General features: G+C 39.2%; 20 protein-coding genes. All 20 read right to left on the reverse strand.

The genetic code is table 11. The annotated features are described in order from the left end of the window. Position 1: 1 nt before the first annotated feature. The 20 genes from truB to JM64_RS09180 all read right to left on the reverse strand — a co-directional run bounded on the left by truB (position 2) and on the right by JM64_RS09180 (position 20,791). Positions 2–964 (reverse strand): tRNA pseudouridine(55) synthase TruB, encoded by a 963-nt coding sequence (gene truB / locus JM64_RS09085; protein WP_064012334.1) that lies wholly within the window; start codon positions 962–964, stop codon positions 2–4. A gap of 33 nt (positions 965–997) precedes the next feature. Then, entirely contained in the window at positions 998–1,999 is a 1,002-nt protein-coding gene (gene pheS / locus JM64_RS09090) for a phenylalanine--tRNA ligase subunit alpha (protein WP_064012335.1), read from the reverse strand. 31 nt (positions 2,000–2,030) lie between these two features. Beyond that, complete coding sequence (locus JM64_RS09095) at positions 2,031–2,864, reverse strand: DUF368 domain-containing protein (protein ID WP_064012336.1); 834 nt, start codon at positions 2,862–2,864, stop codon at positions 2,031–2,033. After that, a complete protein-coding gene (locus JM64_RS09100; protein ID WP_064012337.1) occupies positions 2,854–3,489 on the reverse strand; it encodes a metallophosphoesterase family protein in 636 nt (211 codons plus the stop codon). The genes JM64_RS09095 and JM64_RS09100 overlap by 11 nt, the downstream gene beginning before the upstream one ends. A 33-nt stretch (positions 3,490–3,522) precedes the next feature. Next, the gene (topA, locus tag JM64_RS09105) at positions 3,523–5,595 is read right to left on the reverse strand and encodes a type I DNA topoisomerase (protein ID WP_064012338.1); all 2,073 of its coding nucleotides are present in this window, start codon (positions 5,593–5,595) and stop codon (positions 3,523–3,525) included. 104 nt (positions 5,596–5,699) lie between these two features. Next, entirely contained in the window at positions 5,700–6,683 is a 984-nt protein-coding gene (locus JM64_RS09110; protein ID WP_064012339.1) for a 3'-5' exoribonuclease YhaM family protein, read from the reverse strand. Beyond that, complete coding sequence (alr, locus tag JM64_RS09115; protein WP_064012340.1) at positions 6,680–7,774, reverse strand: alanine racemase; 1,095 nt, start codon at positions 7,772–7,774, stop codon at positions 6,680–6,682. Before alr ends, JM64_RS09110 begins: the two co-directional genes overlap by 4 nt. Positions 7,775–7,795: 21 nt before the next feature. After that, positions 7,796–8,152, reverse strand: a complete 357-nt coding sequence (locus JM64_RS09120) for a hypothetical protein (protein ID WP_064012341.1) — start codon at positions 8,150–8,152, stop codon at positions 7,796–7,798. Between the two features lie 48 nt (positions 8,153–8,200). Next, positions 8,201–8,422 (reverse strand): 50S ribosomal protein L28, encoded by a 222-nt coding sequence (rpmB, locus tag JM64_RS09125; protein ID WP_029683915.1) that lies wholly within the window; start codon positions 8,420–8,422, stop codon positions 8,201–8,203. Between the two features lie 134 nt (positions 8,423–8,556). After that, a complete protein-coding gene (gene pyk, locus JM64_RS09130) occupies positions 8,557–9,972 on the reverse strand; it encodes a pyruvate kinase (RefSeq protein WP_064012624.1) in 1,416 nt (471 codons plus the stop codon). Positions 9,973–10,120: 148 nt separating this feature from the next. Next, positions 10,121–10,558: a hypothetical protein gene (locus tag JM64_RS09135; protein ID WP_064012342.1), complete on the reverse strand. Its 438-nt coding sequence runs from the start codon at positions 10,556–10,558 to the stop codon at positions 10,121–10,123. A 21-nt stretch (positions 10,559–10,579) separates the two neighbouring features. After that, on the reverse strand, positions 10,580–10,933 hold the full coding sequence (gene gcvH, locus JM64_RS09140; RefSeq protein WP_064012343.1) for a glycine cleavage system protein GcvH: 354 nt from the start codon (positions 10,931–10,933) through the stop codon (positions 10,580–10,582). Between the two features lie 68 nt (positions 10,934–11,001). Further along, on the reverse strand, positions 11,002–13,338 hold the full coding sequence (recG, locus tag JM64_RS09145; RefSeq protein WP_064012344.1) for an ATP-dependent DNA helicase RecG: 2,337 nt from the start codon (positions 13,336–13,338) through the stop codon (positions 11,002–11,004). A gap of 24 nt (positions 13,339–13,362) precedes the next feature. Next, complete coding sequence (locus tag JM64_RS09150) at positions 13,363–14,502, reverse strand: THUMP domain-containing class I SAM-dependent RNA methyltransferase (protein WP_064012345.1); 1,140 nt, start codon at positions 14,500–14,502, stop codon at positions 13,363–13,365. Positions 14,503–14,550: 48 nt separating this feature from the next. Next, positions 14,551–15,078: a hypothetical protein gene (locus tag JM64_RS09155; RefSeq protein WP_231882377.1), complete on the reverse strand. Its 528-nt coding sequence runs from the start codon at positions 15,076–15,078 to the stop codon at positions 14,551–14,553. A 30-nt stretch (positions 15,079–15,108) separates the two neighbouring features. Further along, positions 15,109–15,816, reverse strand: coding sequence for a 23S rRNA (guanosine(2251)-2'-O)-methyltransferase RlmB (gene rlmB / locus JM64_RS09160; RefSeq protein ID WP_064012346.1), 708 nt, complete (start codon positions 15,814–15,816; stop codon positions 15,109–15,111). Continuing rightward, positions 15,813–16,598 carry a nucleoside triphosphate pyrophosphohydrolase gene (gene mazG / locus JM64_RS09165; protein ID WP_064012347.1) on the reverse strand — a complete coding sequence of 262 codons (786 nt, stop codon included), beginning with the start codon at positions 16,596–16,598 and terminating at the stop codon, positions 15,813–15,815. Before mazG ends, rlmB begins: the two co-directional genes overlap by 4 nt. Further along, positions 16,568–17,563: an NAD(P)H-dependent glycerol-3-phosphate dehydrogenase gene (locus JM64_RS09170; protein WP_064012348.1), complete on the reverse strand. Its 996-nt coding sequence runs from the start codon at positions 17,561–17,563 to the stop codon at positions 16,568–16,570. The genes mazG and JM64_RS09170 overlap by 31 nt, the downstream gene beginning before the upstream one ends. Positions 17,564–17,607: 44 nt before the next feature. Further along, positions 17,608–18,591: a tRNA (guanosine(46)-N7)-methyltransferase TrmB gene (gene trmB / locus JM64_RS09175; protein ID WP_082868379.1), complete on the reverse strand. Its 984-nt coding sequence runs from the start codon at positions 18,589–18,591 to the stop codon at positions 17,608–17,610. Between the two features lie 43 nt (positions 18,592–18,634). Next, positions 18,635–20,791, reverse strand: a complete 2,157-nt coding sequence (locus JM64_RS09180; protein WP_064012349.1) for a coiled-coil domain-containing protein — start codon at positions 20,789–20,791, stop codon at positions 18,635–18,637. Positions 20,792–20,794 lie beyond the last annotated feature (3 nt).

Consider the following 20,794-nt stretch of genomic DNA (forward strand, 5'->3'; position numbering starts at 1 on the left):
CCTACTCCTCCTTAAACACCTTTATTAGTGTTGCGATGCGTTCGTTTCTGTTATGTTTTTTGAGTGTCTCCATGAATTCAGAATTCCTCTCAGCACGAGCAATTGCTATTAATTTTCCGTTATGAAAAACCTGGATTATTTGGTCCTTTTTGAAATTTTCGTATTCTACAATGTCTTCAACCTTTGGCTGAACACCGTTATAAATTTTCTCTTGGCTTTTCACAACTATTCTTGGGAAATCAAGCACTTTTTCCAACGGAATTAAGCTTTTGATAATCAGCTCCCGTAAACTTTCAAAAACTTGGATATCTAAATTCTTTACTTCCGGTATCATTATCGCATCATCGACTACAAATCTTCCAACTGATAATCTTCTGAGCTCTGTTGCAGTTGCTCCGCACCCCAACTTGTAACCTATATCCATGCATAGGCTTCTTACATAAGTACCAGAAGAGACCTTAGTAACAAATTCAACCTCAGGTAAGTTAATTTTTACGTCCCATATGTCGTATATTGTTACTTCACGCGGTGGAAGATTTATAATCTTCCCTTCTCGTGCAAGTTCGTACAGCTTTTTGCCTTGATACTTCTTAGCCGAGTATGCTGGTGGAACTTGTCTGTATGTTCCTATAAAAGATTTTATCGCACCCAAGACTTCCCCTTCAGAAAGTTTCGAAACCTCATCAGAATGTTCTTCCATTATTTGACCAGTTATATCAAAGGTATCGGTGATTACACCCAATTTGAACTTTACCTTGTAGACTTTGTCTTCATGTTGAAGATACTCAAGTAACTTTGTCGCCTTTCCCACACCAACCACAAGAAGACCCGTTGCGAACGGGTCGAGCGTTCCAGCATGTCCAACTTGTTTTATTCGAAGCAGTTTTCTCACTCTCTCAACAATATCGTGAGACGTTGGTCCTTTTTCTTTATCCACAAGTAGTATTCCCGAAACTGTTGACACACCATCACTCCAAGTCTTGCTTATACTATTAAATTACCAGTTTTCCAAGAACCTGATATCGTTTCTAACCAAGTCCCTGATATCTTTTACACCATATTTCACCATTGCAATTCTTTCTATACCAAGTCCAAAAGCTAGTCCACGCCATTCTTCAGGGTCGTAGCCCACGTTCTTAAATACGTTAGGATGAACCATTCCTGCACCAAGCACCTCAAACCATCTGTTGTTAAAGTATATATCAACCTCAAAACTCGGTTCAGTGAATGGGAAGTAACTTGGTCGGAGTCTTACCTTTGTATGTTCACCGAGTAACCTTCTTGCAAATTCTTCCAAGAAATACTTCAAGTGCTTTACCGTAACATCATGGTCAACGTACAAACCTTCCATCTGTGTAAACATTGGAAGGTGTGTGGCATCGTAGTCTCTTCTGTAAACTCTACCTGGTGCGACTATTGCAAGAGGCGGTTTCCTTGAGAGCATGGTACGTATCTGGACAGGCGAGGTATGTGTTCTTAACATGTACTCATCGTTGATATAGAAAGAATCGTGCGCATCCCTTGCAGGATGCCATTCTGGAGTGTTGAGCGCATCAAAATTAAACCAAGGCTGTTCGATTTCCGGACCTTCAACCACGGAAAAACCCATCGAAATGAATATATCCTCTAATTCTTTCTGGACCTTTGTAATTATATGCAGATGTCCACGAGACCTGCGTGCTCCAGGCATTGTTGGGTCAACCCAGAGTTTCTTGTAAAGCTGCTGTTTCTCGGTTTCCATTAACTGACTCTTTCTTTCCTCAAGTAAAACTTCTATTTGGTCCTTTAGCTCATTAACAACCTTTCCAAAGTTCGGTCTTTCTTCAGGTGGTAAATCCTTGAGCTTTTTCATCAACGAAGTAACAACACCTGATTTTCCAAGGTACTTTACCCTCAAGTCATTGAGTTGTTTACTATCTGTTGCATTTGAAATCTCGCTTTTTGCGTTTTCAAGCATACTTTTGAGTTCTTCAGAGTATCCGGAGTATTCAGAAACCATGTGTACGCCCCCTTGTTTATTTTACAGAAATTTATCTTTCAAATTTTCCGAGTGCGTAAACAACTAATCCACCAACAGCAATCCAAAGAAGCATTCCGAAAACGTTACCTGAACCATGATAAGCCGGGGTTATGGGATAAAGTGAACCGGCAAGTAATCCCAGGATAAAATTCAAAACAGAGAGTTTGGCTTTTTCAAACCAAACCTTCAGAACTTTCGAAATAATTCCTATCCCTATCAAAACACCTATTCCAAGGGTGAGTAAAAAAAGGAAATCGGAAATAAGGAGCCCTCCGGTTAAAACTTTTGTCAACTTAGACACGGTCTTAATAGCTGCTTCGTAATATCCCATGAGCATCAGCAGTAGTGAACCACTAACTCCAGGTAAGACCATCGCCGCTCCCGCGATAACGCCAGCAAGAGCTAAAAAGACGTAGCCGAATCCACCTTCTACAGAAGTTACGTTCGATTGACCGCTTTTAAAAAGATACGGAGCCACAACTATCAGAAAACCAGCTACAAACTCAAAAAATCGAAATTGAGAAACCTCATTTCTGAAATTCCATAAAGAGAAAAGTATAAGCCCAAAGAAAAAACTGTAAGTGTAAAACGAATGATTTTGAAATGCCCATGTAAGTAATTTACTTCCGGTTATAATGCCAACGGCAATTCCTAAGACAAGCGTTGCTATAAAATTGATATCTTTCCTACTAATTTTAAACGCCATTATATTGTTTATAACATCGATAAACCTTTCAAAAATGCCCATTATAACAGCTATTGTTCCACCGCTGATACCTGGAATCACATTCGCCCAGCCCATGAATAGACCCGCCACGATTGGTCTAAAAATTTCATCGTACATCCCTGCAGTCCTCCTTTATAACGACTTTTTCGTTTACTTCAATCGCTGTCAATTTTCCACCGTACACACATCCTGTGTCTACACCTATTTTATCTTCGCCAAAATAAACATCTTCAAAGGGTGTATGTCCAAAAATAACTATAAAATCCAGGTTGTGTCGTTTAAGTATAAACTCCTCCCTAATCCATATCAAATCCCTCCGATCCTGTTTCTCAATTGGCACATTTGGTCTAACACCACCGTGAACAAATAAATATTTCCCTTCAATATGGTAGTATTTAGTGTTTCTGTAGAAATTCATGTGCTCTTCATTTGTTTCTAATTGAATAAGATTTCCGTAACTTCGAATTGTCGCCTGTGCTCCGTTTAAGTTCCACAAGAAGATGTCGTCGTTATTATCGATAACATCAAGCAACATCTGTTCGTGGTTTCCTCTTAAAAAGACACACTGCGTTCTCCTAGAGAGTTGGAGCAAAAAGTCAACAACGCCCTTCGCATCTGGTCCTCTGTCTATGTAATCGCCAAGGAAGATTAACTTATCATACTCACCCGGTGATATCCTTTCTATCAATCTTTCTAGAGCTCTTAAACAACCGTGTATATCACCTATCGCCCATACTCCCATTTAACCGAACTCCTCATCGATATTTTGTTTTTGTTATTTTTTCTTTCTTTTTTTGTAATTTCTTTTTTTACTGTATTTACTTGATGAATTCTTTCTTTGCGTATCACTTTCTTTGTTGGCTGCTTGCTGACTTTCTTGCTCTAACTCATCCTGTTCGTTTGAACTCTGCTCTTTCACCACATAAAGCTTATTACCATCTATGACTCCGAATATATCCGATTTTAAAGCCTTGTTTGTTTTACAATGTGGACAGTGTAAGTATAAGCCGAACTTTCCAACTTTGAGCTTGTAGTTACCTGAACAATCTTCACACTGGATATCCGTATCAAAATCTATAGCGAAAAACTCATTCTTGGCTTTTTCCAAATCTTTGTTGAATTCCTTAAGGAACGTCCTGACAACCTCTTTCCAATCCCTCTTACCGTTCTCAATTTCGTCGAGGTCCTTTTCCATCTCTGCGGTAAATCCTTTGTCCACTATGTCAGGAAACCTCTGCTCAAGATAATGGTTCACAACAAATCCAAGAATTGTGGGAACCAGTGTCTTTCTTTTCTTAACAACGTATCCTCTATCCAGAAGAGTTTGAATAATCGTTGCATACGTGCTTGGTCGACCTATACCTTCTGCTTCTAACGTTTTAACGAGTGAAGCTTCCGTGTATCTATCAGGAGGTGTTGTTTGTGATTCCGCTGTTTTAACTTCGACCGAGTACTCTTCGTTAACCTTAAGTTCCTTATGTTCTTCACTGGGTTCGTTGTCCAATGTGTAAATTTTTTCGAATCCATCAAATATCCGTTCTCTTATACTTGCCTCAAAAACGTAATTACCACTCTCAAAACCGTAGCTGTACTGTTTGTAAACTGCGCTACTCATTTGCGATGCAATGAATCGCTTCCAAATCAGTTCGTATAATTTACGGTGGTCGCTATCCAACAGTTCTTTCGCCTTTTCTGGGGTGATATTTATATCAACTGGTCTAATACACTCGTGCGCATCCTGTATTTTTCCCTTCGTCTTCGAGCTTTTCTTAGAAGTTTCGCTTGCAATTTCATTTAGGTATTCTTTCCCGAAATTTCTCAAAATGAACGCTTCTGCAGCCTCTTTCGCCTCGTCAGAAACTCTCGTTGAATCTGTTCTCATGTAGGTTATAAACGCTATGTGACCTTCTTTTGTATCAACGCCTTCGTACAGTTCTTGAGCTATTCGCATCGTTTTGGAAACTGGGAAGCCGAGCTTGCTTGCCGCATCTTGTTGCAACGTACTGGTTATAAACGGTGCAGGTGGATTTTTCTTTACTTCCTTGATATCTATATCCACTAAACGGACGCTTTTTACGTGCTTGACTACATCTTTTGCAATCTCTTCATTTATGTCTGTGGGTTTCACCTTTTTACCGTCTATCTTTGTTAAGTAAGCTTTTAAACCCGCGATATCTATCCAAACCTTGAAATACTTCTGCGGGACAAATCTAAGCCTTTCCCTTTCGCGTTCACAGATTATCTTCAGAGCTGCCGATTGGACTCTTCCCGCACTCTTTGCATCCTTTATGATACGCCAAAGAAGAGGGCTAATCATGTAACCCACTATTCTGTCAAGCACTCTTCGAGCAAGCTGTGCATTGACTTTGTTCATGTCTATCTCCCTTGGGTTCTTAACAGCTTCCTTTATCGCGCGCTCGGTAATTTCGGTGAATGTAATCCTGTTCCTTCCCTTAACCCCAAGGATTGTCGAGAGATGCCAAGCAATAGCTTCCCCTTCCCTGTCCTGGTCGGAAGCGAGTAATACTTCTTTCCCTGAAGTTATCTTCTTTATCTGTTCGACAACACTCTCTTTGCCGGGTATAATCTCAAAGTCTAGTTTAAGCGAATCAAGGTCTACACCGAACTGTTTTTGTGGAAGGTCTCGGATGTGACCTTTTGAAGATATGACTTGATAATCACTTCCAAGAATTCGCTCTATTGTTTTCGCTTTCGCGGGTGATTCAACGATAATAACTTTTTTCTTTTCAGTCTTTGAATCTTCGTTTCCGTGTTGTTCCTCTGTACCCCGTCGGCGGTTCTGTTTCTCTAATTCGTCTCTTTTATCTTTGGTCTTAGATTTTGCCATAACTTTCACCTACTTCCTTATCATTACATATGCATATAACATTTCAAAGTCGAGCAAACAACAATTCAAGATTCACATAACCACATTTGTTTTTTTATTTTCATTTATTTAAGGAAGAATCTTCTGCTAAGATTGGAGTCGTATTCGCTCCAATCTTTTTCCTTATCCTCCTTGTCTATTATCTGCATTACACGATTAATCTTGGAATCCATATTTTCAATAAAATGAAGCACAAGTGCCTCGGGAGTTTTTGGTAACACAGGTGAACCCCACTCAAATTCACCATGGTGGGACGCGATAAGGTGTTTTAATTTTAAGAACTTCTCATAGGATATTCCCCTTGCCTTTTGAGCAAGCATTTCGATTCCTATGACGATATGTCCTACCAATTCGCCTTCAGTTGTCACTTCTATACCATTGGAGTTAACTGCATATTCCTTAACCTTTCCAATATCATGTAACAATGCACCTGTTACGAGCAAATCTCTATCAAGTTGATTGTAAATCCTACAGACACTATCCACAAGTTTCGCAACAGACAACGAATGCTCCAACAATCCACCTTTGTACGCATGATGTATCCTCATTCCAGCTGGTGAACTTTTAAACATCTCCACAAAATTTTTGTCTTCGACAAAGAATCTTTGAAGAATTGTCTTGTAATCTTCGTCTCGGATTGTATCAATCAGCCTTAGAACTGATTTATACATTTCTTCAACATTTTCAGCGCTCCTAACAAAACGCTCAATATCGTATTCGTTTTCAGAAAGTTTCTTTATAGCGTCTTGCTCGTTTAAAACATTTATCTGTACACGCTCTTCGAAATACACAACTTTTCCTCTGACATTAACAACGTGCCCAACCTGGAGTTTTTCGTCGTTAGCTTCGGCGTTGTACCAGTCAACAGCTCGGACGCTTCCGGTTCTGTCTTCCAACGTTAAGAGAAGAAACTTCTTACCATCTTTTGCTTCTTGGAGTTTTTTGCTCTTAATCTTGTATATTCCATCGATTTCTTTGTCAATCCAGTTTCTCAATTCCTCCACGTAAGGAGACCTAAGCTTTTCTAGAGCCTCTCTAAATCCGTTCACAATTCCAACCCCTCGTATTTTCTTGGTACCCGTTCGGAAATTCTGCAGGTTACCTCGTAGTTTATCGTACCTACTAGTTTTGCTATTTCTTCAGCAGTAATTTGGTTAACGCCTTGCTTGCCAATCAAAACAACCTCATCGCCTATCTTAACATCTTCCAAATGGCTAACGTCTACCATAAACTGGTCCATACAGACTCTTCCAACGATTGGACATTTTTCCCCGTGTATTAATACATATCCCTTGTTCGATAAACTTCTCCAATATCCATCAGCGTATCCAACAGGAATAGTCGCAATTCTCATTTCAGTATATGCGGTGAACGTTCTACCGTAACTTACCGTGTCTCCAGGTTTTATGGTTTTCACGTGTGAAACAACTGTTTTCCATGAGAGTACGGGTTTCAATTTATCGCTCCTGACGGTATCACCTGGTTGTAAACCGTAACTTGCAATACCAACCCTGACGTAATCGAAGCAATTGGCAACTTTTGATATACCAGCACCACTGTTGCAAACATGTTTTATCTTGACATCCAAATCGAGCTTCGAAAACTCTTCTGCCTGCTTTTTAGTAAATGCTACATCCGACTCTTCCAAACTATCAGCCACAGCAAAGTGAGTATAGGCTCCCTCAACTTCAAATCCGGCTTTCCGTGCCGCTTCAACAAACTCTGTCGCTTCGGCAGGAAGAATACCTAATCTGCGCATTCCAGTGTCTATTTTTACGTGACATTTTGGCTTGAATGCTTCTTTCGAATACCGCCAAAGTTGTTCCCAAGAGTAAAGTGTTATGGTTATATTTTGTTTGTAAGCTATTTGAAGCATGTCTGGTTCTATGTAATTAAAAACTAGAATGTTAGACTTCAAACCGTGTTTTCGCAATTCAACTGCTTCTTCTAAGAATGCTACCGCAAAATAGTCTATTCCTGCCCGCTCTGCTGCTTTGGACAGTATAACTGCACCATGGCCATACGCATTTGCTTTAACAACAGGCATAACCTTTGCTGGTGCACAATGCTCTTGGAAGAAACGGAGGTTGTCGATATAATTTCTAACATTTATCACAGCGTATGTTCTTCTACTTTCCACAAGCAGCGCCTCCCAATCCTTCTATTTAACCATATTTCTCGAACTGTTTGGAAAAACCACCTTCACACCCTCAATAGGTGGTAGTCTATACACCTTCCACCGTGTTCTTATCCTTGTTTCGAAAAACCCGTCTTCAACGTCAATTATATCACTTAAGGGGATTGAAAAGTATATTGTTGAAAGTTTGTCCTTTGAAACCTCCAACTTTAATATAAAACTCTCTATCAAAAAGAAGACGAGTCCAGCGTAAGCTGTCAGAAGTGCAAAGAGCATTAAATTCGATAACTGCAAAGAAAAAAGATAGAGCACAACAGGTGTGCTCAAAATTATCGCTAAAAGTATTAAAGCTTTATACCAGTTTTTTACTCTCAAAACCATAATCATCACTCATTTGCTTTCAAAAAAAGCGGGGTGTTTCCCCGCTTTTTATGCCTCTACCGCTACGGATTGTGATTTGCTTACGTACCTTTTGACCTTACCTGCTTTTAAACAGCTTGTACAAACGTTCATCCTTTTCACCGTTCCGTCTTCAAGTAGAACTCTCACTTTTTGAACATTCGGCTTGAACCATCTGTTTGTGTGCCTGTTGGAGTGGCTGACATTCTTACCTGCTCTTGGTTCTTTTCCGCAAATTTCACACTTTGCCATGACCGCTTCCTCCTTTATTTTGATTTTAATTGCTATATCAGTCGAGTAACACCACGGTAGGAACCACTACGTGGTATATTATACCAATTCTCTTTGCAAATTCAAGTAGTTTTTTTTTGGCACCTAGGTTAATTTTATTTGATTTCTTGGACCTGGACCGTATTTGTTGTCCCTGGTTTACCCCAAGGAATACCAGCAACAATGACAACCTTATCACCAGGCTGAACAAACCCTAATTCTTTAGCCTTTTTCGTAACCTCTTCTATCATTTCATCCGTTGTTAAGCTTTTTTCGAGCATTACAGGAACCACACCCCAAACTAACGATAACCTACAGAACGTTTCATAGGAATTTGTTGCAGCCATTATGGGTATCGATGGTTTGTATTTAGAGACATGGATAGCAGTTGTTCCTGTTCCTGTTGCAGTTATTATGAGCTTCGCATCGATGTTTTTAGCAAGATTCGTCGCTGCGTAGGAAATGGCACTTGGAAGATCCAAACTCGATGAATACTCCTTTAGCCAATCAAGTCTAAATGCTTCATATTCCTCCATAAAGGATTCTGTATTCTTAGCTACTTCATCCATAACTTGTACAGCTTCGCATGGGTACTTACCAATTGAGGTCTCCGCCGAAAGCATTACGGCATCCGTTCCATCTAAAATTGCGTTCGATATATCAGTTACTTCTGCTCTCGTCGGAGTGGCGCTATTTATCATACTTTCGAGCATTTGAGTTGCGGTAATTACAGGTTTTTTATAGAGGTTCGCAACTTCTATTATCCGTTTTTGAGCAATTGGCACCTGAGCTACAGGAATTTCAACTCCAAGGTCCCCACGTGCAACCATCACTGCATCCGCTTTGATTACAATCTCTTCAAGGTTATTTAAAGCTTGTGCGGTCTCTATCTTCGCCACTATAGGGATGTCTGTTAGGCTTTTCGCATCCTCGACATCTTTTGCCTTTCTGACAAATGAAAGTGCGAAGTAATCTATCCTTTCCTCATTTCCAAGTTTGATAAATTCCTTGTCCCTGTCTGTAACAGATGGTATAGAGATGTCAACACCTGGAAGATTGACACCTCTTTTGTGCGTTATCGTTCCTCCACGTTCAATTACGCATAGTATGGCTTTTCTGGACTTATCGACGTCCTTAACCGTTAAAGAAACTGCCCCATCATTAATTAATATCTTTTCCCCAGGTTTGATTTCCTCGTAGAGCTTATCGTAGTTTATCCAAAAACGTTGGGCATTTCCAATAAATTCCTCACCACATACAATCTCTACTTCTTTCCCATCTTCAAGCGTTACGTAATCAGTTTCAAATTTTCCCGTCCTTATCTTTGGACCAGCTAAGTCTAAGAGTATGGCAAATTGATATCCTTTTTCTCTTACCTTTTTCAGTCTTTTAATCCTTTCTCTGTGAATCTCTATTGTCTCATGTGATGAATTTAACCTGAAGACATTAACTCCGCATTCTAAGAGTTTAACAATATTCTCCTCTGATTCACTTGCCGGTCCAATAGTCGCAACAATCTTCGTCTTTCTCACATTCACACCTCCAATCTTCTTTTTGCTTGAGAAAGCTTTATATTTTCCAGGTATTGCCTTTTTCATATTATACCACAAATTCGATAGAAAAAAGCCCGCGACTTGTTGTTGTCACGGGCTTTCTTATCGACTTATTCTACCTGAAGAATTATTCAATGTTCCATTTCATTACACCGACGATAATCACTATAACGTAAGCCCATGTAATTGAGAAAAGCGGTATAAGTGCTGCGCTTTTTACCCAGAAAATGTCAATAACATTCAGAACAATCATTATTGCACCCATTAAGACTGCTTTTCTCATACCTTGTCTGACTCTCAACTCGCCAAAATCCTTGGCAATTAGGAAAGTAAAAACAGCCAAAATTACGTAGGCTACTGGCGATATAGAGAGTCCTAACTTTGAGAAGAAAAGCTTGAAATCTCCTGAAAAGAAACCAAGGGAGATAAGAATGTAGACTGCTGAAACAACGTTTGCAATATTCATAGATGCCTTTGCTTGTTGTATCACCGCTAGTAGTATAGGCACTGCTAAAACTATGTTCGCTATGAACATCAAAACAGAATATGCGTTCACATTTGTCATTTATACCACATCCTTATGACCTTACAATGAGGCTTTGTATTCATCTTCTGTCAAAAGCTCGTCAAGTTCTGCAGGATTCGATATCTCTATTTGAACGAGCCAACCTTCACCTTCTGGGTCTTGGTTTATCAATTCTGGTGTTGCGTTTACCTTCTCGTTGACTGCCACTATCTTACCGCTGACTGGGGCATACACATCGCCAGCTGCCTTGACGCTCTCAAGTGATACTATTCTATCTCCTTTTTTAACTTCCTTACCAACAGCTGGAAGTTCTACGTAAACAATATCCCCAAGTTGTTCCTGCGCGTAGTTTGAGACTCCTACTTTTCCTGTTTCCGTATCGATCCATTCGTGAGTTTTTGTGTACTTCTTCATCCCATCATACCTCCCTTGAGCTTTGTTGTGAATTTATTTGCTAATTAATTATAGCACATCTTGTAAGATTATCCAACATCCAAAAACCTGATTCGCTCTCCATAAATCTCATATACCTCTCTTATTATCTCACTATCTGGATAATTTTCAACTATGCGCTTAGCATCTTCCCGAGCTATTAACATTAGCTCTGTATCTGATATAATATCTGCCACTTTGAACTCTGGAAGGCCGTGTTGGCGCGTTCCAAAGAATTCACCTGGTCCTCGCAATCTCAAGTCGTATTCTGATATCTTGAAACCATCATTTGTACTTGCAAAAAATTGCAATCTGTCCCATGCTTCCTCACCTGCTTCGCTCACGATTAGGAAGCAGTAACTTTGTTTTTCACCCCTGCCAACCCTTCCTCTAAGTTGGTGTAACTGCGCAAGCCCGAATCTTTCAGCGTTTTCAATGACCATTATCGTTGCGTTAGGCACATCAACTCCAACTTCAATAACAGATGTTGAGACCAATATCTTGATTTCTCCTCTTACAAATTTATTCATTACATCACTCTTTTCTTCGTCAGACATCCGTCCGTGGAGCAAGCCCATGGGAATATCAGGGAACGCTTCCTTGCTTAACGTACGGTACATATCCTCCGCTGCTTTCGCGTTGATTGCTTCCGATTGTTCTATCAGAGGGTAAACTATGTAAGCTTGGTCTCCATTTTCAAGAACTTGCTCTCTAACGAATTTGTAGACTTCTTTTGCTCGAGTGTGCCTCAATGTAAACGTTTTGATTTCCTTCCTGCCTGGAGGCATTTCATCAATGACAGACACATCCAGGTCTCCGTAGAGCGTAAGAGAAAGTGTCCTTGGAATAGGTGTTGCCGTCATGATAAGTGTATCGACAACTTTTCCTTTCGATATCAGTTCTTCCCTCTGCTTTACACCAAATCTATGTTGCTCATCGATTATTACAAGACCGAGGTTTGCAAAGTGAACATCTTCCTGAATTAATGCATGAGTGCCAACTACTACATCCAAATCCCCGTTTCTTAGAGCAAACTTAATCTTTTCTTTCTCCCTTTGAGAGGTTGAACCAATGAGCAATGCAACCCTGATACCAAGGTCTGTCAAATGGTTAAAGAGTTTTTGAAAATGTTGGATAGCAAGAATAGAAGTAGGAACCATAAATGCACTCTGATAACCTGCCTCGTAGTTATCTATTATTGCAAGTTCAGCGACTAACGTCTTACCGCTACCCACATCTCCTTGAAGTAATCTATTCATCGGGTCTGGACTTCTCATATCTTCGCGAATTTCTGCATGTGCCCTCTTTTGTGCGTTCGTAAGTCTAAACGGTAACTTTGATATAAATTCCTCAGCAAGCTTACCGGAAAAACTCTTAGGAATTCCACCAACTTGTTTGACATTTCTTTTCGATAGATATAAAGCTGTTTGAAACAAAAGAAGCTCTTCGTATGCCAGACGCTTTCGAGATATCTTGTAATGGAAAGAACTCTTTGGAAAATGCATCCCAGTATAGGCCTTCCAAACATCAATAAGCTTTCTTTCTTCAAGTATTTCTTTTGGTATCAAATCCCTCAAATTACATATGCTGGGCAAGTTATCGAGGATAATTTTTCTTATAGTCTTCTGCGTTAAGTTTTCAGTTAGCGAATATACAGGCAGAATCGTTCTTTCTGGAGAATCACTTAACGAAATCTCCGGATTTTGTATCTCCATCGCTCCAAAAAAACCTCTTTTAACGGTTCCCGTTACATAGACCTCACTACCTACAAGTTGTTTAACTTCCATTTCCTTGAATTCTTGGTTGAACCACTTCAAAATAACCTGGTTTATTCCGTCTTGCAAAAGTGCGCTAACAATTACCAAGTCTCCCTTTTTGTTTTTTTCTACACTCTTCAAAACTCCCTTAGTTGTAATTTTTTCGTTTTCTCGAACATACATTAGTGGTATGACTTTTCTTCTGTCTTCGTAATCCCTTGGAAAGAAACTGATTAAATCTCCTATAGTTTCAATTCCAAGCTTTTTAAGTAGTTTTTCCCTTGCCGGTCCTACACCTTTTGCATATTTTATAGGAAGATCCAATGGTTTAGCAAAATCCGAATCTTCACAAGTGATGGAGTATGTTAGAAAGTTATATTTAAAGCGTTCAACCATCCCTCGAACATGAGAAAGTCTCTTTAGTGCACGCTGTGTTGAAAGTTTTTTTGCCTCGATTATGTAGTCTCTAAATTCTTCGAGCTTAACCCGTATTTCGACGTCAGAAAGAAGGGGGTCATCTATCTTCTCGTAGTTGTCTTCAATATATTCGATGAGAGCGTTTAGAACCTCTTCACTTATTTCTCTTGATATTTCATAGCAATTATCAAGAAATTCTTCAATAAGCAGCATACTAACACCCTCTTTTTGAGGTCTTTAATAATACATAAAAAGGTACGTCCAAAGACCGCTATTTTGGAACCTTATCTTTTTAGTAGCCTTTCCAAAGATTTTCTCAAAATCCTTGTCAGGGTGTAGTAAATAGAAATTCGCATTCGGGAACTTTTCTCTCAAAACTTTTATATCCTTGATTACTTTCCCATCATCTAACCTTTGACCGTATGGAAGGTTCGAAATTACCCAAGCTTTTTCGGTAAATACGGACAAATCTTTAAAATCCAGGCATGAGAATTCAACAGGTAGGGGCGTCTGGAAGATTTTGGAAGCAACTTTCATGTTTGCTTGAGCAACCTGTATAATTTGGCAGTCAATATCGCTCCCTTTGATAATCTTTTGAGAAAGTTTTTCAGAGAGATTTTGAAGATTTTTTAGAGCTTCTTTCCTTGATTTTTTCCATTCCTCCTTTAAAATCATCCAGTTCTCAGAAATGTATTTTCTGTTTAGATTGGGCAAGTTTATTGTACTCGCCTCTATGGGTATCGTGCCACTGCCACAGAACGGGTCAAAAAGAGCAAAATTTTCACCTTTACCATACATATCCCATCTCGAAAGCATAATAATTGCTGCGGCTATAGTCTCTCTAAGTGGTGCTTTACTTGTCTTTAAACGATAACCACGTTTTGACAGTGCTTCTCCAGAGGTATCGAGCAGTAAATGTGCCTCATCATCTTTCAGAACGAGGATGAAACTATAGATAGGACCACTCTCGTCAGTTCCACCTAAGCTTTCAACGATTGCCTTTTTTAAAACAGAAGCAACTGCACCGGTTGCACTAAGCTTTGAATTTGTTATCTTCAGTTTATCTATAACAATTCTTGCGTTCTTCTGGACAATAGCTTTTAAATTTGTATCTTTCACATTATCAAAAAGTTCGTCAAAAGTTTCTGCTTTGAATTTTTTAATCAATATCGAAATCCTGTCCGCTGTTTTCATATACATGTTCAAAAAAGGCACATCTTCCAACCTTGCTTTAAAAAATATCCTCCCGGAGGAGGAATAAAAGACCTTATATCCGAATTTTTTAAGCTCTAATGCCACCGCACCTTCCAACCCCGAAGAACAGAAAGCAACAATTTCAAAAAGTTCACTACTCTTGTTGTGTGCATTGATACTCATGGGAACCTCCGACTCTTGAATTTTTTCTTTTCCTAATTATAGGGATTATTACCCAGTTGGCTTATCATGATTTTCAAATGTTCCTTTCTTTTTATCTGAGAAAATCAAACTGTCGTTGAGGACAACTACACCAGTGCCCTCGAAGATTACACCCTCGTCAGAGTTTACAGAAAATAGCATACGATTGACAACATTGTTATAGATAATATGTCCGAAGACGTTTGTTTTTGAAACCTGGGCTCCAATCCACATCTGCGCCTTTCTATAGAAGAATTTTGAAGGATAACTTGTCCGCTCAAAACATATGAAAAGAGTGGGAGGATTCTTAACGTAGTTTTCAATTACTCCTATCTCCGTACCAATCAAAATACGAAAAACTATATTATCAAACTTCACATCGACTTTTTTATCGATGGTGTGTTTATGTAAAGCATACTGATAGATGTAGACCTTGTTCCCATCAAAGTAGAATGTGTAAGGAACATCAAATTTATACCCGTTTATACTCGTAGTAATCAGTATGTCTACATCATACTCAGTCGTTACTAACGAACTTCCTGAGATGATAATCATCATTCACCATCTCTCTAATTTAAGAATTCAAAATTAAGCGTTCATCATCTCCCGTCTCAGTACCTCATATATAATGATACCAGCACTAACGGACACGTTGAGTGAGTCAATAGAAGTTTTCATAGGGATTGAAACCAACTCGTCACAAGATTGTTTAACAAGTTGTCGTATCCCACTTCCTTCGTTACCAAAAACGAGGGCTAGAGGTCTTTTTAAATCCGCTTGCCATATAGGTTTACCTCTCATGTCTGCTCCAAATACCCAAATGCCTCTTTCCTTGAGTTTTTCGATGTACCTAGAAAGGTTTACCGTTATAGCTATCGGTACCCTAAAGACTGTACCAGCAGATGCTTTAACCGCCCCTGGTGTAACATGTGCACTGTTGTCCTTAGTTAATACAACCATATCTACACCAGCTGCAACACAGGTTCGTACGATAGCGCCAAGGTTTTGTGGGTCTTGGATTTGGTCAAGTAAAACAAGAAACGGATTTTCTGGTAAATCGTTTTCGTCTGCGTATTCAAATTCACCGATGTCAATCACTATACCTTGGTTCTTTTCTTCGCCACACAACCTCTTCAAGACGTTTTTAGGAGCAACAGAATACGGTATCTTTCTTTTTTTAACTTCTTCTATGAGATTTTCTAATTCTCTATCACCACTTTCGGAAAAATACACCATCTTTATCGGTTGCTTACTTTGAAAAAGCTCTTTCAATACATTTCTACCATAGACTATCATCCTTCATTCACTTCCTCAACTTTCTTATATTCTTGCGATTTCACTTTATTCCAGTATTCATCCATCTCCGCAACAGTCATGTTCTCCAGTTTCTTTCCATCTTTCTCAATCTCTTTCTCCATTTTTTCAAACCTTGCGATGAATTTCTCCGTGGCTTTCCTGATTGCTCTTTCTGGGTCCACGTTCAAAAACCTTGCTAAGTTTACGATTGCAAATAGTAAATCTCCCATTTCTTCTTCTATTTCTTCCTCATTTTTTGCGTTTTTCAATTCTTTTATTTCTTCCTCAACTTTGTGCCATACATCCTCAATTTCCGTCCAGTCAAAACCTACGCCAGCTGCATTCTCTTGAACCCTTCGAGCCAAAGAAAGCCCAGGTAAAGCATGGTTCACATCCCCGATACTTGAACGTTTTTTCTGACCTTTTTCCTTTGCCTTTATTTCCTCCCAACGTGCATATGAATACCCCTGTGCATTACCAAATACATGCGGATGACGTCTTACAAGCTTGTCAGAAAGCGTCTTTATAACATCCTCGATTGTAAATGCTTCACGCTCTGCGGCAATTTGTGAATGAAAAACCACTTGCAAAAGTACGTCCCCAAGTTCTTCTTTCAATTCCTCATCATCGTTGTTATCAATAGCGTTGAGCACCTCGTACGCTTCTTCTATTAAGTATGGCTTCAAGCTTTCATGTGTCTGAGCTTTATCCCACTCACATCCGTTTTCTCCGCGCAATGTTGCCATGATTTCTACAAGCTTTTCAAACTCTTTTCCAACCATCTTCTTACTTCCTCCATTTCTAGCTTCAAAGACCTGCTCATCAATGATTTTATCGAATCAATCGGAGATTTTCTATTGTAAATCACTTCGTATACTTCTTTGATTATAGGGAGGTCATACTTGTTTCCGTAATTCTCCACGACAGCCTTACATGTAAACGCTCCTTCCACAATCTCTTTGCTTGCTGCCAATAAATGAACCGGGTCATATCCTTTTGCAACCATCTCTCCATAACGCCTGTTTCGGCTGTGTTTACTTCCACATGTGACTATCAAATCACCTATTCCTGCAAGCCCCATAAAAGTGAGAGGGTTGGCTCCAAATTCCATAGAAAACCTTGCAATCTCATACAATCCACGTGTGATTAAGGCAGCCTTTGCGTTGTCCCAACCACCGAGTCCATCAACGATACCTGCAGCTATAGCTATGACGTTTTTGAGTGCTCCCGCCAATTCGACACCTACAACATCGTCGTGAACGTATACCCTAAAGTAATCGTTCGAAAATTCCCTTTGGAATTCCGAAGCCATTTCTCCCACCACAACAACAGCTGTTGGCAATTTAAGCGCTACCTCCTCAGCATGAGAAGGACCCGATAAGACGGCGTAGTTACATCCTAAGGTTTCATGAACTATCTCCGATACCCTCTTACCAGTAGATATTTCTATACCCTTGGATAGATTAAGAACAATACTAACATCATAATCGATTTTCTCAAGCACGCTCCTTACAAACTGGACAGGAACCGCGATAATTAAAACGTCAAAGTTCTTACCAACAGAAATATCACTAGTTACCGGCACATCTAAATTGACATCTGGAAGATGTGGCATTTTCTTTCGTGTATTCAATAACTTTGCATGTTCTTCGCTATGTGCCCAAAGCAAAACATCATGTCCGTTATCTTTTAGCATTTGAGCAATTGTACATCCCCAACTTCCGGCACCAAGAACGAAATAACGCATACAAAAGCACCTCGAATTAAACGTAGCATTAAGAATATACAAAGCTATTTGCTTTGTTCATCTTTTGACGAAAGAAAATCTGCCAGAACCGATACAGACCATTTAACAGCGGGCGTTCTATAAGGATTCGAAGCACTATCAAGCTTGATTATCCATTCTTTGCTACCTTGTTCTTCAGGATAAGCTACCAAATAATAGTGTTGCTGGAATTCGTCATCTGATGAAATTACTTTTATTATGTAAGCATCATTTCCCGTTGATTTGTAAACACCTTTGACGACCACAACTTTCCTGCCTTCCTTAAACACTTTATTGTGAAGTAATGGTAGCTTTTCTTCGACCACGACGCTTCTAGCATGAGGCATTTCATGCCTACCTCCTATCAGTCTTTCAATTTCTATGTGTTTAATCTTTCTTATCACAAGCGAGTAGATATTTCTGCCATACTTTATCCATTTTTGCTCGTAACGCGTTTTTATTTCTCTGTCTGGATTCTTTAAAAATTCGACAATTTCGAATCCCATTTCCTCTGCTGTTTCCATAGTTTGTTTTGCATACCATTCAACATCTGTTGCAAGCTCAAAAGTTCCACCGTCGATAAGCACATTCGAAAGTGTTTCAAAAAACTCTGGAACGATAACCCGTCTTCTTTCGTGTGATTTCTTGTCCCAGGGAATTGGAAAGTTCATAATTACCTTTTCAACGCTCTTCGGTCCGAAAAATTCCCTGAGCCCAAACCTTGCATCGGTTATTACCAATCTTACATTCTCAAGACTCTCCACCCTCTTGTGAGCCTTTTTCATAGAAGTTATTGAAACCTCGAATCCGACAAAATTCTTTTCTGGATGCTTGATTGCGTAAGATTGAAGATACTCACCGCTCCCGAAACCGATTTCAACGATAATTCCGTTGGTATTGCCAAAGACGGATGACCAATCTATAGGTAAGTAATCAAACAAAGCCGGGCGCACTTCTTTAGAAAAGATTCTGTTTTTTTCTATATTCAAGTCTTTTTCCATGTCCTTCATACAATTACACCTCATCTGTCTTGTTTTGTTTGAACCACTTATATTACTTGAAATAAGCACTTAATTCTTTTGTATACTGTCCTGACGGATATAATTTCTTATATGTTTCGTACTTCTTTGTTGCTTGTTCTCTTTGACCTAATCCGATATAACTAAGAATTTCGTAGTAGTACATGTCTTCCTTAAAGTAGATATCTAGGTCTTCTATACGTGGTTCTATGTAAGAGAAAATCGCTATAGCATTTCCATACTGCCCTTCCACATAGAATCTTAGACCTATCAAGAATAACTCTCTTAAGTCTTTCGTCTGTTTGAGAATCTGCTCAACCACTTCGTTCTGCTGAGCCAAGTTTACTGTCTTTTGCTCAACAACCTCCTGATTTTGTGAAGTAGAACTTGTCGAAGCATATGTAGGCACGAATGAAGTCACAGAAACTTGTTCAAAAGTTTTTGTGGTTTTCTCCGAGTTGGATAGTCCTGTAGAAGCAACAGAAGTTTTATCGTCATTTAAAGCTGAAGAATCAGAACCTTTTTGAGTAGAGGACAATATCTCCAATATTTTTGAGACGTTTGATTTTAGTGCTTCTAGCTCTTTTTTCAAATCAACTATCTGTTTCGAGACATCATCTAAGTTAGTTTTAACGGAGGTTGTCTCTTCTTTTAAGTTTGAAACTTTACTCTCGAACTCTTTTCGTTGAATAGTAACTTCGTTTGTAAGTTCCTTCAAAGACGCTAAAACATTGTCTATTTTCCTTTCTAGCTCCTGGACTCTATCGTCACCCACAACACCTTGTCCTCCAGAGCTATCCTGTCTGCTCTGTTCATTAGTAGTTCCCCACTGTTCTTTAATCTGCAACATTTCTGAATAAAGAATACCTATAGACTGTGAAAGTGTTTCCAGCCGTTTTTGAATTGAATCAAGCACTGAAGAAGAGTTCAACTCACCATTTGTGGATTTTGACGAAGTTGTCGATGAGAAACTGAGCTGATTTATCTGCGCTGAAATTTCCGTCAGCTTTGCCATGATGTTTTTCATACTTTCGTCGAGTTTCGCTTTTGCAATCTCCATTACGCTTTCTTCTATCCTTCCCAAACGCGTTTTAACAATAGAAAGCTCGGAATAGATTTTCCCAAAATCATCGGAGGAAGACAAAGAAGTAGTTTTTGCCGACGATGTTGCTTTCATACTTTCCAATTTTCCTTCGAGAGAAACTATTCTTTCTTTCAGGGCTCTTATTTGCGTGCTAAGCTCTTTTAAAGCTGTATCACCATACTCCGCAATCGTGGTCTGTGAACCCGGGTTACCGATTGAAACTCTTTTGTTCAGGTTTTTGGCAAGCTGTGATATTTGCCTCTCAACATCGGACAATTTTTCGTTTACTAAAGATAGTTGGTCCGATAATGCTTTTGGTAAAGAATCGTTTGAAGCCTGGGTTGGATTTTCTAGCTTTTTGTTTATATAATCAAGGCTGGTTTTCACAACTTCCAAATTTCTTGACAGTTCTTCGTATTTCTTTGTAATATCGTTTGTGTATCCTTCTATTTTTCCTTGGAGATTGGAGATGCTCTTTTCCAATTTTCCAAGTTGCAAAGCCCCAGATTTAGTGAAGTTCATAAAAGACACGACTAAGTTTACCAAAACCACGATGAAGATAACTAGCGTCAACGCAGGAAAAAGGAACGTGCCAAATGATTTTTGTTTTTTAACTTGGGTGAGAACAGGGTGTGTCCTATCAAGCTGGCTGAGTATTTCGGACAACAGCTGTATTTTCTTTTTGTCTCCACGCTTCAACGCCGTTAAAAGTTCCATAGCGATGATTTCTATAACTTGGGGAAACTCTTTCTTTATTTTTTGAATTTCAGCGATAACTATTGGATAGTTTTCTTCATTAAACTCCTTGAGAATCCTTTCAAGTGCCTCTGAAACTTTGCTAACATCTTTTTCTATGCTTTCAACAACGTGTATATAGAGCTCTTGCTGTTCTCTTGGCATGAAATTGAATATCTCAACGGCTCTTGCATAATTACCAGCTTTTACTTCAAGTTCAAACAACAAATGGTTGTATTTCTTACCAAGTGCTTCCAATATGTTTCTAGCAAGAGACAGTTCATTATTTGATATTAAGAACCTTATAAATCTTTCAACAGAATCAAAATTCTTTTCAAAAGCATTGCCGAAATCCGAGTTTCTTTTCTCCACACC

The organism is Fervidobacterium pennivorans, assembly GCF_001644665.1.
In the GTDB taxonomy this organism is placed as follows: Bacteria; Thermotogota; Thermotogae; order Thermotogales; family Fervidobacteriaceae; genus Fervidobacterium; species Fervidobacterium ngatamarikiense.

Coding starts and splice junctions, on each gene's coding strand:
- JM64_RS09120 (WP_064012341.1), bottom strand. CDS start 8,152: ATGGTTTTGAGAGTAAAAAACTGGTATAAAGCTTTAATACTTTTAGCG.
- topA (WP_064012338.1), bottom strand. CDS start 5,595: ATGGCAAAATCTAAGACCAAAGATAAAAGAGACGAATTAGAGAAACAG.
- JM64_RS09100 (WP_064012337.1), bottom strand. CDS start 3,489: ATGGGAGTATGGGCGATAGGTGATATACACGGTTGTTTAAGAGCTCTA.
- rlmB (WP_064012346.1), bottom strand. CDS start 15,816: ATGATAGTCTATGGTAGAAATGTATTGAAAGAGCTTTTTCAAAGTAAG.
- JM64_RS09170 (WP_064012348.1), bottom strand. CDS start 17,563: ATGCGTTATTTCGTTCTTGGTGCCGGAAGTTGGGGATGTACAATTGCT.
- rpmB (WP_029683915.1), bottom strand. CDS start 8,422: ATGGCAAAGTGTGAAATTTGCGGAAAAGAACCAAGAGCAGGTAAGAAT.
- JM64_RS09155 (WP_231882377.1), bottom strand. CDS start 15,078: ATGATGATTATCATCTCAGGAAGTTCGTTAGTAACGACTGAGTATGAT.
- mazG (WP_064012347.1), bottom strand. CDS start 16,598: ATGGTTGGAAAAGAGTTTGAAAAGCTTGTAGAAATCATGGCAACATTG.
- JM64_RS09150 (WP_064012345.1), bottom strand. CDS start 14,502: ATGAGTATCAATGCACACAACAAGAGTAGTGAACTTTTTGAAATTGTT.
- JM64_RS09095 (WP_064012336.1), bottom strand. CDS start 2,864: ATGTACGATGAAATTTTTAGACCAATCGTGGCGGGTCTATTCATGGGC.
- recG (WP_064012344.1), bottom strand. CDS start 13,338: ATGCTGCTTATTGAAGAATTTCTTGATAATTGCTATGAAATATCAAGA.
- gcvH (WP_064012343.1), bottom strand. CDS start 10,933: ATGAAGAAGTACACAAAAACTCACGAATGGATCGATACGGAAACAGGA.
- JM64_RS09135 (WP_064012342.1), bottom strand. CDS start 10,558: ATGACAAATGTGAACGCATATTCTGTTTTGATGTTCATAGCGAACATA.
- pheS (WP_064012335.1), bottom strand. CDS start 1,999: ATGGTTTCTGAATACTCCGGATACTCTGAAGAACTCAAAAGTATGCTT.
- trmB (WP_082868379.1), bottom strand. CDS start 18,591: ATGAAGGACATGGAAAAAGACTTGAATATAGAAAAAAACAGAATCTTT.